The organism is Flavobacterium sp. (assembly GCF_020217025.1).
In the GTDB taxonomy this organism is placed as follows: domain Bacteria; phylum Bacteroidota; class Bacteroidia; order Flavobacteriales; family Flavobacteriaceae; genus Flavobacterium.
Genome location: NZ_JAIWOF010000089.1, coordinates 1 through 10000, shown reverse-complemented (window position 1 = coordinate 10000; position 10000 = coordinate 1). Strand labels below are relative to the sequence as shown.

General features: G+C 30.2%; 11 protein-coding genes. 4 read left to right on the top strand and 7 right to left on the bottom strand.

From position 1 onward, the window contains the following. Positions 1 to 88: 88 nt before the first annotated feature. From LDL23_RS04355 to LDL23_RS04325, 7 genes are all read right to left on the bottom strand, one after another. A complete protein-coding gene (locus tag LDL23_RS04355; protein WP_291264617.1) occupies positions 89 to 514 on the bottom strand; it encodes a curli production assembly/transport component CsgF in 426 nt (141 codons plus the stop codon). A 10-nt stretch (positions 515 to 524) separates the two neighbouring features. After that, positions 525 to 1181 carry a curli-like amyloid fiber formation chaperone CsgH gene (gene csgH, locus LDL23_RS04350; protein WP_291264616.1) on the bottom strand — a complete coding sequence of 219 codons (657 nt, stop codon included), beginning with the start codon at positions 1179 to 1181 and terminating at the stop codon, positions 525 to 527. 65 nt (positions 1182 to 1246) lie between these two features. After that, complete coding sequence (locus LDL23_RS04345) at positions 1247 to 1729, bottom strand: hypothetical protein (RefSeq protein WP_291264615.1); 483 nt, start codon at positions 1727 to 1729, stop codon at positions 1247 to 1249. Between the two features lie 52 nt (positions 1730 to 1781). Then, positions 1782 to 2600, bottom strand: a complete 819-nt coding sequence (locus LDL23_RS04340) for a hypothetical protein (protein ID WP_291264614.1) — start codon at positions 2598 to 2600, stop codon at positions 1782 to 1784. A 312-nt stretch (positions 2601 to 2912) separates the two neighbouring features. Then, positions 2913 to 3749: an OmpA family protein gene (locus LDL23_RS04335; RefSeq protein ID WP_026725728.1), complete on the bottom strand. Its 837-nt coding sequence runs from the start codon at positions 3747 to 3749 to the stop codon at positions 2913 to 2915. Between the two features lie 70 nt (positions 3750 to 3819). Then, on the bottom strand, positions 3820 to 4815 hold the full coding sequence (locus tag LDL23_RS04330) for a glycosyltransferase family 2 protein (RefSeq protein WP_291264613.1): 996 nt from the start codon (positions 4813 to 4815) through the stop codon (positions 3820 to 3822). Next, the gene (locus LDL23_RS04325; RefSeq protein WP_291264612.1) at positions 4812 to 5261 is read right to left on the bottom strand and encodes a type I restriction enzyme HsdR N-terminal domain-containing protein; all 450 of its coding nucleotides are present in this window, start codon (positions 5259 to 5261) and stop codon (positions 4812 to 4814) included. Before LDL23_RS04325 ends, LDL23_RS04330 begins: the two co-directional genes overlap by 4 nt. 62 nt (positions 5262 to 5323) lie before the next feature. On the opposite strand from LDL23_RS04325, the gene holA reads away from it, so the two are divergent. The 4 genes from holA to LDL23_RS04305 all read left to right on the top strand — a co-directional run. After that, complete coding sequence (holA, locus tag LDL23_RS04320; protein ID WP_291264611.1) at positions 5324 to 6328, top strand: DNA polymerase III subunit delta; 1005 nt, start codon at positions 5324 to 5326, stop codon at positions 6326 to 6328. A gap of 78 nt (positions 6329 to 6406) precedes the next feature. Continuing rightward, positions 6407 to 6589 (top strand): CAL67264 family membrane protein, encoded by a 183-nt coding sequence (locus LDL23_RS04315; RefSeq protein WP_026725732.1) that lies wholly within the window; start codon positions 6407 to 6409, stop codon positions 6587 to 6589. Positions 6590 to 6647: 58 nt separating this feature from the next. Next, a complete protein-coding gene (gene ettA, locus LDL23_RS04310; RefSeq protein WP_026725733.1) occupies positions 6648 to 8339 on the top strand; it encodes an energy-dependent translational throttle protein EttA in 1692 nt (563 codons plus the stop codon). An 83-nt stretch (positions 8340 to 8422) separates the two neighbouring features. After that, a partial coding sequence (locus LDL23_RS04305; protein ID WP_291264610.1) for a histidine kinase dimerization/phospho-acceptor domain-containing protein occupies positions 8423 to 10000 on the top strand: 1578 nt, incomplete at its 3' end.

Below are 10000 nucleotides of genomic sequence, written 5' to 3'. Positions count from 1 at the left end.
TGTTTTCATGTGTTTTGTTTTTATGATAAAAAGAACACGTGTAAGCAAAATTTTGATAAACTTTAGGGCAGTTTATATTTGATGTAATTTAATTTCTGGGAATAATAACTTGTGTTTCTTCACCTGTTAGAATGTCTAAGATATTGACAACTAAGCCCAAATTTGATTCATATAGTTCAACTGATAAACTTCCAAAAGTATATACTCCGTTTTGCGTTCCAGAACCAGTTCCAGAAGTTCCAGTACCAAATTGATTGTCAAAGAGTTCTCTTGATAAATAACTTAGTAATTGCGAGTTCAAGTTGTCTCTAAATCGTTCTAATTCAGATTGTTGTTCGTAACCTTTTTCTCCATCAGGATCTTTTAATAAATTTTGCGATTCTGCTGAACTTAACATCCATTGATAATTGAAAGTATCACCTCCAAATGCGGGGTTTTTTGGTTTATAAACTAAGTTTTGTGCCACTGAAAAACCGATAAAAAAACAAGTGAATAGTGTTATGTACGTTTTCATTTTAGTTGTTTTAATATTGTTCAATTCTGTTTTTTAGTTTTTCTAAATCTTTGAAGTATTTCTTTGTAATTTGAATGGCTTCTTCGGCTTTTTGAGAAAGAAATTCTTCATTTGGATTTGCAATAAATTCTGAAATTAACTTGTTATCAATTGTTATTTTAAGAATTGTTGTTCGTCCGATGTTCAGTTGTTCTTCAATTTGTACAATTTGATTTCCTTTTATGGCTTCAGAATTGTATTTTGAAAAATATATGTCGTAAAAATCTTTTCCTATTTTAGTTTTGGTATCGTCTGAAACAATACCTGTAATTTCAAGTTCTGCTTCATTCTTATTTAAAGCTTCACTTTTTTTTTCTTCTACAATAATTCGATCTTTTCCTACCATTACATTATTATCGTCATAAATTAGTAGTAGAATTATAATTTCATCTTGTGTACTTTGGTTAATTTTTGTTGTTGAAAGTATTTTTTTTTCATTCGGATTTAATGTAAACTCACCATTTTGAGAATTTTTTGATGTGTTTGCTGTTTTCTTATTTTTTTTGATGACTGACAAAGTGTATGATAAATTTTTCATTCCGTCATCAAGATTTTCAGCTGTTCCTGTAACCGAAACCATTCCTTCAAAATAACTCAATTCTATTTTAGCTTTTACTTTGGTATTCAAAATTTGAGCATGAAGAATTGTACTAAAAAATAGCGAGAAAATTATAATATAAATTTGATTTCGTTTCATCTGCTAATTATGATTATTGAAGCATTATTTCCGTTGATCTGAATTTTCAAACTTTCTGATATTGTGTTACTTCCAAAACTAGTAATTCGATTATTATCGCCATTTTGAATGTATTGATTTTCAATTATATTGTAATTCCCTATTGACATTTCATTAATTGTATTTCCATTTCCATTTTGAAAAATAAATTCGTTTACTTCTGCTTCAACTCTGTAAATATTGGTTGAATTAAAGTGTCCGTTTTGATATACTTGAGTAAACGATTGGCTGGCCAATATTGTGTTTTGATTATTGTTTTGATTTCCAATTTGTGTTATTATAGCATTATTAGTTTGGCTTTGAGAAATTGTTTCTGTAAGTTTATAATTAATAAGATTTTGATTAATCATGATCTTTTCTGCTTGTAAATTTTCTTGCGAAATAGCAGTAAAGCGAATTAGCAAAAATAAAATAACGATTATTTTTTTTAGATTCTTCATATAATGAAAAAGAGACAAGTAAGTAATACTCACTTGTCTCTGTAATAAAAACTCAGTTAGATTGGTTTACTAAAGAAAGATTTCCTACACCAGTTTGATTTACAAAACTCATATTTAATTGTCCATTTTGATTTGTCCAAGCAGTATTTAATGCACCATCTTGTTGAATAAAAGAGAAATTACCTTCACCAGTTTGAGTAGTTATTGCCAAATTACTTTGACCATCTTGATCATGAATTGCCATATTACCTTCACCTAATTGTAATTGAAATGAAGCATTTCCTTCACCAACTTGTAAAGTTAATCCTGTGTTATCCTCACCAACTTGAACTTGAGATGAGTAATTGTCTTCACCAAATTGAATAGCTGTAGCACTATTATCTTCTCCAAATTGAGTTTGGTCAGCTTCATTACCAACACCAATTTGTAAAATAGATGCTGTATTATCTAATCCAATTTGTAAAACGTTTGATTCGTTAGCAATTCCTAATTGATTAACTGTAGAACTATTTCTTCTACCAAATTGATCAATATCTGAATCATTTCCTAAACCTACTTGAGTTACATCAGCTTCATTTCTTCTACCGTCTTGGTTAACGTTGGAATAATTTGCGATACCAAATTGATCTACTTTAGCATCGTTTCTTCTACCCATTTGATTGATATCGGATCCATTAAGAATACCAACTTGATCAACTTCAGCTTGATTAAAGCGTCCAGTTTGATCCACATTGGAACCATTTAACAATCCGAATTGGTCAACATTTGACATGTTTCCTAAACCAGTTTGGTTTACTACACTAAGATTAGCTTGCGCAAACATTGTAAGCCCAAACAACATCACGGAGATGTTTAAAACAACTTTTTTCATAATTTATATATTTAATTGGTTATTAAATTCAATATAAAATGCGACCAAAAAAAGTACGGAAAGTTGTTTTGATTAATGGAATTTATCCATTTAGATAAGGAGGCAAAATACAGATTATTTTTGCCAAAATTATATATAATATTTAATTACAAAAACTTTTTAAAGTTAATTTTTTATTTTTTTAGTAACTTTTCTACGAATTGTTTAAAATCATGGATAAAGTGACATTGTTTTATAAATATCAGAATATAAAAACATTAAATAAAAAAACGCCTCAATCAATTGAGGCGTTTTTTATACTTTAAAGGTAAATTATTTTCCTTCTAAATTCTTCATTTCCTTTTCTAACATATCGTAGAATTGGTCAATTTTTGGCATAATGATAATGCGAGTTCTTCTGTTTTTAGCTCTGTTAGCAGGAGAATCATTTTCTACTAAAGGAATGTACGAACTTCTTCCCGCTGGAATTAATTGTTTTGGACTAACGCCTAACTCTTTATGTAAAACTCTTACGATTGAAGTGGCTCTTTTTACAGATAAATCCCAGTTGTCTAATAATACAGCATTTTTGATTGGTACATTGTCTGTGTGACCTTCAACCATACATTCGAAGTCTGGCTTGCTATTGATTACTTTAGCCACTTTAGCTAAAACACCTTTTGCTTTATCACTTACTTCGTAACTTCCTGATTTGAATAATAAATTATCAGCAATCGAAATCATTACTACTCCTTTTTCAACATTGATGTTAATGTCTGGATCGTCGATTCCTACTTCACGTTTTAAACTAGTAACTAAAGCTAATGTTACACTGTCTTTTTTAGTTAAAGCGTCTTGTAAACGTGTGATTTTTAAATCTTTCTCTTTTAAACTTTCTAAAGATTTTTCCAGATTTTCAGCACCTTTGGTAGTTAACGTAGTTAAATTACCCATGTTGTTAATTAAATCGGTATTGTTTTTCTTTAAGAAGTCAACTTGTTGTGCTAAGGCTTCTCTTTCAGTCAAACACGTGTTTAATTTTACGGTTGCTGTGTTTAATAAATCTTGAATTTCTTTGTTTTTAGCTTCTAATTCCGTGTATTTCTTTTTCGAAACACAAGAACTTAATGAAATAGCAGCTACTGTGGCGAATAACATTACTCTTCTCATACGATAATTATTTTTTTACAAAATTAAATGGAAATTGTTAAAAAATAGCTTTTTTAAACCTAAACTATTGTTAAAAAAGATCAGCAAAGACCTTGCCATTCTTGATAAAGTAACGATAAACGATGCTGTTTATTTTATAGTAATTTGATTTTTGAATTGCGCCTCTTTTTTTATAAAATTGATTTACAACACTATAAAAAGCAAAATGAGCCTGAATAATGGCCAAACAATGTTTGAATTTTCCTTTCAAAATAAATTGAATTCCCGCCAAACCATCTAAACACAATCGCATAAAAAGGATAGGAAACAATTGATTTTTTGGTAAATTCTTAGTTAACATCAACAACGAATTTCTGAAATTTAAAAAGGTTTTTCTCGGATTTCCTTCGTTTAAAGTAGCGCCACCAACGTGATACACTTTTGATTTTGAAGTATATTTTATTTTATAGCCCAAATTAAAAGCTCTCCAACACAAATCAATTTCTTCTTGGTGGGCAAAAAAATCATCATCAAAACCATTTAATTTGCGATACACTTCTTTTCGGATAAAGAAACAAGCTCCGGTAGCCCAAAAGATTTCAATTTCATCATCATATTGATTTTTATCTTCTTCAACCGTATCGAAAATTCTTCCACGGCAAAACGGATAACCAAATTTATCAATAAAACCACCAGCACCACCAGCATATTCAAAATGCGTTTTCTTTTTGAAATCTAATAACTTAGGTTGTATGATTGCAGTTTCAGGTTGATTTTCAAAAATTTCTAAAATAGGAGCCAACCAATTTTCGGTAACTTCAATATCCGAATTGACTAATGCGTAATATTCTTCTTCAACAAATTTCAATGCTTCATTATAACCTTTCGCAAAGCCAAAATTCCCTGTATTTTGAATGATTTTTACGGTTGGAAATTGATTTTGAATCACTTCAATAGAAGTATCAGTAGAAGCATTATCAGCAACATAAATCGTCGCTTCATCAGAAAACGCGATTACAGAAGGCAAAAACTGTTCTAACAATTTGGCTCCGTTCCAATTTAATATAACTACTGCTATTTTTTTCATTGATTTGAATATTCTGGAAGTTCTTTCAAGAAAACATATTTTTCATTCTCAAAATCCATTTGGCAAAAGTAATGATTTAGTCCATTGGTAACCATTAAATATTTCGCTTTCAAAACTAAGTTATAACGCGCAATTTGGTCAAATGTTTGTTGGGAAATAGAAACTTCAGGTGCTTTGCATTCGATTAATAAAAATATTTCTCCATTTGGTTGAAAAACAACACCATCATATCGCTTACTTAAATCGTTAATTTTAATTAATTTTTCAACGTTTATATATGATTTAGGATACTTTTTATCTTGCAACAAAAACTGAACTACGTGTTGACGTACCCATTCTTCGGGACTAAGAAGAATAAATTTTTTTCTAATTTCATCAAAAATAGACACTTTATTTTCACTATTTTTGAACCGAAAGGAATACGTTGGAAAATTCAATTTTTGCATAGTTCAAAATTAGTTAAATATTATAAACTGCCAACTATTTACTGACCACTGAATACTAAATTATGGACGAAGTAATTCAAATTACAAAAGATATAAAAGCCGGAAACATCAAACCCATTTACTTTTTTATGGGCGATGAACCTTATTATATTGATAAATTAACCGAATTTATTGAGCAAAATATCTTGCAAGAACACGAACGCGATTTCAATCAAACGATATTGTACGGTCGTGATGTTTCTATGGAAGATGTGGTTGGAAATGCAAAACGTTATCCAATGATGGCTGACCGTCAAGTGGTTGTAGTTAGAGAAGCACAAGAGTTGTCGCGTTATATTGATAAATTAGAATCGTATGCCGAAAACCCACAACCAACAACCGTTTTAGTTTTTGCCTACAAGTACAAAACGTTAGACAAGCGTAAAAAAATCACCAAACTTTTAGATAAAGTCGGAGTAGTTTATGAAAGTAAAAAAATGTATGAAAACCAGGTTGGCGATTGGATTAAGCGCGTTTTATCAGGGCAAGGGTATAGCATAGAACCTAAAGCAGCCGCTATCTTAGTAGAATTTTTAGGAACGGATTTATCTAAAATCAATAATGAATTAGAAAAACTTAAAATTATACTTCCAAAAGGACATACGTTTACACCAAAAGATATTGAAGAAAATATCGGTTTTAGTAAAGATTACAACAACTTTGAATTACGAAAAGCCATTGGTGAAAAAGACCAATTGAAAGCTTACAAAATAATCGATCATTTTTCGCAAAATCCAAAAGATAATCCAATAGTGGTTACAACTGGATTGGTATTTGGTTTCTTTTCGCAATTATTGCAATATCACGGATTAAAAGATAAATCACAGTTTAATGCGGCTAAAGTTTTAAAAGTGAGTCCTTATTTTGTTAAAGATTACGAAGTAGCATTCCGAAATTACCCAATGAAAAAAGTAAGTGCAATAGTTGCTGCTTTGCGAGATATTGATGTAAAAAGTAAAGGAGTAGGTGCTTCATCTATGACACAACACGATTTATTGAAGGAAATGTTGATTAAAATTTTCAATTAATACAAAGCATAAAAAGTTTTAAAATTTGTACCTTCGCAGTCCTAAATTTTACAAAACTTTAGTTAAAAATATTGAATTATGGGAATGAATAAAAATACAATTTTAGCTTGGGCAACTTTCATTATGATTTTAATGGGATTATTATTGATTGGCTTAGGAATTTACAGATATGCCGATGTAGCAGGTTGGGGATTTTCAGCTGTAGGTGTTGGTTTCTTTGCTATTGCTTGGGTTTTTAATGCCTTAAAAGGAAGAGTGTAAAAAAAGAGTAAAGAGTAAAGTAAAAAGTTTTAATAATCATAAATCAAACATATTATATATGTCAGACGATAAAAAAGTCATTTTTTCGATGCAAAAAGTAAGCAAAGCTTACCAAGGAAGTGACAAACAAGTATTAAAAAACATCTATTTGAGTTTCTTTTACGGAGCTAAAATTGGTATTTTAGGTTTAAATGGTTCAGGAAAATCTTCGCTATTGAAGATTATTGCTGGAGTTGACAAAAATTATCAAGGTGATGTAGTTTTCGCACCAGGATATTCAGTAGGGTATTTAGAACAAGAGCCAAAATTAGACGAAACTAAAACCGTAATTGAAGTAGTTCGTGAAGGAGCTGCGGAGATTTTTGCTTTATTGGAAGAATTCAACAAAATCAACGACGATTTTGGTTTGCCAGAAGTTTATGAAGATGCAGATAAAATGCAAAAACTAATGGATCGTCAGGCAGAATTACAAGACAGAATTGATGCTTGTGGTGCTTGGGAAATCGATAATAAATTAGAAATTGCAATGGACGCACTTCGTACTCCAGATTCTGATACGCCGATTAGTGTATTATCAGGAGGAGAAAAACGTCGTGTAGCTTTATGTCGTTTATTATTACAACAACCTGATGTATTGTTATTAGATGAGCCAACCAACCACTTAGATGCAGAATCGGTTCTTTGGTTAGAGCAACATTTACAACAATATGCCGGAACTGTAATTGCTGTAACGCACGATAGATATTTCTTAGATAACGTTGCGGGTTGGATTTTGGAATTAGATAGAGGAGAAGGTATTCCATGGAAAGGAAATTATTCTTCTTGGTTAGACCAAAAATCAAAACGTATGGAGCAAGAAGAAAAAGTAGCATCCAAACGTAGAAAAACATTAGAGCGTGAGTTAGATTGGGTGCGTCAAGGAGCAAAAGGGCGACAAACTAAGCAAAAAGCACGTTTACAGAACTATGATAAATTATTAAACGAAGACCAAAAAGAATTAGACGAAAAATTAGAAATCTACATTCCAAATGGACCTCGTTTAGGAACCAATGTTATTGAGGCGAAACATGTTTCAAAAGCATTTGGAGATAAATTATTATATGATGATTTAAATTTTGTACTTCCACAAGCGGGAATTGTTGGAATTATTGGTCCAAATGGTGCTGGTAAATCAACTATTTTCCGAATGATTATGGGAGAAGAAAAACCAGATTCAGGTTCATTTACAATTGGAGATACTGTTAAAATCGCTTATGTAGATCAATCACACTCTAATATTGATGTCAATAAATCCATTTGGGAAAACTTCTGCGATGGTCAAGAATTGATTATGATGGGCGGAAGACAAGTAAATTCGAGAGCGTATTTATCTCGTTTTAACTTTGGCGGAAGCGATCAAAACAAAAAAGTAGCTACTTTATCAGGTGGAGAAAGAAATAGACTTCACTTAGCCATGACGTTGAAAGAAGAAGGAAACGTATTGTTGTTAGATGAGCCTACGAATGACTTGGATGTGAATACATTACGAGCTTTAGAAGAAGGTTTAGAAAATTTTGCTGGCTGTGCGGTTATTATTTCCCACGATAGATGGTTTTTAGATAGAGTTTGTACACATATCTTAGCTTTTGAAGGCGATTCACAAGTATACAGTTTTGAAGGAAGTTTTACAGAATATGAAGAAAACAAGCGCAAACGCCTTGGAAAAGATGTAACACCAACTCGTATTAAATACAAAAAATTAACACGATAAACATTTGTTATAAAATCCTGATTTAGTCAGGATTTTTTTTTATTTTAGTAGTTCTTAAAATCAATCCTATTTAAAGCAGTTACATGATAACTTACACGCGTTTTTATTTTGTTTTATTTTTCTGTTTGACTTCCATTTTGGGATTTGCACAGTCAACAAATTCAACAAAAAAAGAAGCTAAGGAATTATTGAAACAAGCAGGACAAAGTTTTCTACAATTAGATTCTAAGAAATCTCTCGATTTTGCTCAAAAGGCACTTATTCTTGCAACAAAAAACAATGATGATTTGTTGGCTTCCAAAGCATACAATCTAATTGGATTAAATTTTGAAGAATTTTCAGATTACAAAAAAGCAATTGAGTATTACAATAAAGGACTTGTTTTAGCTAACAAAGTAGACAATGATACGGTTAAAGGTTGGTTAAACAATAATTTAGGTAATGTTTATTGTTATAGAAAAATCGATTTTCAAAAAGGAATTAAACATTATAAAGAAGGGTTAAAATATTCAATTCAGCATAAAGACGAATATGAAATTATGTTTTCAAAGTTGAATATTGGAAGTGCTTATTTTGCAGTTGAAGATTTTAGTAATGGAATTCAATATTTTAATGAAATTAAAGATTATGTCGATAAAAATGGAGATATCGAATCAAAAATCTCGTTGAATTCAAATTTTGGTTTATATTACAATAGTTTAAATAATAACAAAAAAGCAGAAGAGTATTATTTAAAGGCAGTCAACTATTGTGAGCAGAATGATGTTGAGTTAATTAAATCTAATGCAAGTGATGTTTATAATGATATTTCAAACTTTTATTATAAAATTAAAAATTTCGAAAAAGCGCATTTCTATCTTTTAAAACACGATGAATTACAAGATAAGATTTATAATGAAGAACGACTAAATGATGTTAAGGTAGGTGGATTACAAATAGAACACGATGAGATTAATAGAGAAATTGATCAAATAAAAAAAGAGAAAGAGATTCAAGCCGAAAAACTTCAGGCCAATCGAGTTTTTGTTATTCTATTAGGGGTCATCTTTTTTATTTTAATGCTTTTGCTATTATCTTTGATTAGAAATAATAAAACAAAAGCTAAAGCCAATAAAGATTTAAAAGAAGCCAATATTGCATTATTAGAAGCTAAAGAAAAAGCAGAAGAAGCATCACAATTAAAAACGCAGTTCATTTCAACAATAAGTCACGAATTAAGAACGCCTCTCTATGGTGTAGTCGGAATTACTGATATTATTTTAGATGAACATAAAGAATTAAAAAATAGCCCGCATTTAAAATCTTTAAAATTTTCTGCTAATTATTTATTGTCATTAGTAAATGATATTTTGAAAGTTTATAAAATTGAAGAAAACCAAGTAGTTTTAGAAGATATGGTTTTCAATATTCAAGACGAATTAACGGTTATAAAAGATTCGCTTCACTTTTTGGCCATTAAAAATAACAACCAAATTTTCATTGAAGTTGATAATTCAATCCCAGAAGTTTTAGTTGGAGATAAAATACGATTGTCTCAAATTTTTATCAATTTGATGAGCAATTCCCTTAAGTTTACTGAAAATGGAAAGGTAGTTGTTAAAGCGAATTTGGTAGAAAAAATTGGAACAAAATGTTATTTGAAGTTCCAAGTAACCGATAAC

Bases quoted from the DNA above. Each gene is read 5' to 3' on its own strand.
- LDL23_RS04355 (WP_291264617.1), bottom strand. From the start codon at position 514: ATGAAAACGTACATAACACTATTCACTTGTTTTTTTATCGGTTTTTCA.
- LDL23_RS04345 (WP_291264615.1), bottom strand. From the start codon at position 1,729: ATGAAGAATCTAAAAAAAATAATCGTTATTTTATTTTTGCTAATTCGC.
- LDL23_RS04340 (WP_291264614.1), bottom strand. From the start codon at position 2,600: ATGAAAAAAGTTGTTTTAAACATCTCCGTGATGTTGTTTGGGCTTACA.
- LDL23_RS04335 (WP_026725728.1), bottom strand. From the start codon at position 3,749: ATGAGAAGAGTAATGTTATTCGCCACAGTAGCTGCTATTTCATTAAGT.
- LDL23_RS04330 (WP_291264613.1), bottom strand. From the start codon at position 4,815: ATGAAAAAAATAGCAGTAGTTATATTAAATTGGAACGGAGCCAAATTG.
- LDL23_RS04325 (WP_291264612.1), bottom strand. From the start codon at position 5,261: ATGCAAAAATTGAATTTTCCAACGTATTCCTTTCGGTTCAAAAATAGT.
- holA (WP_291264611.1), top strand. From the start codon at position 5,324: ATGGACGAAGTAATTCAAATTACAAAAGATATAAAAGCCGGAAACATC.
- LDL23_RS04315 (WP_026725732.1), top strand. From the start codon at position 6,407: ATGGGAATGAATAAAAATACAATTTTAGCTTGGGCAACTTTCATTATG.
- ettA (WP_026725733.1), top strand. From the start codon at position 6,648: ATGTCAGACGATAAAAAAGTCATTTTTTCGATGCAAAAAGTAAGCAAA.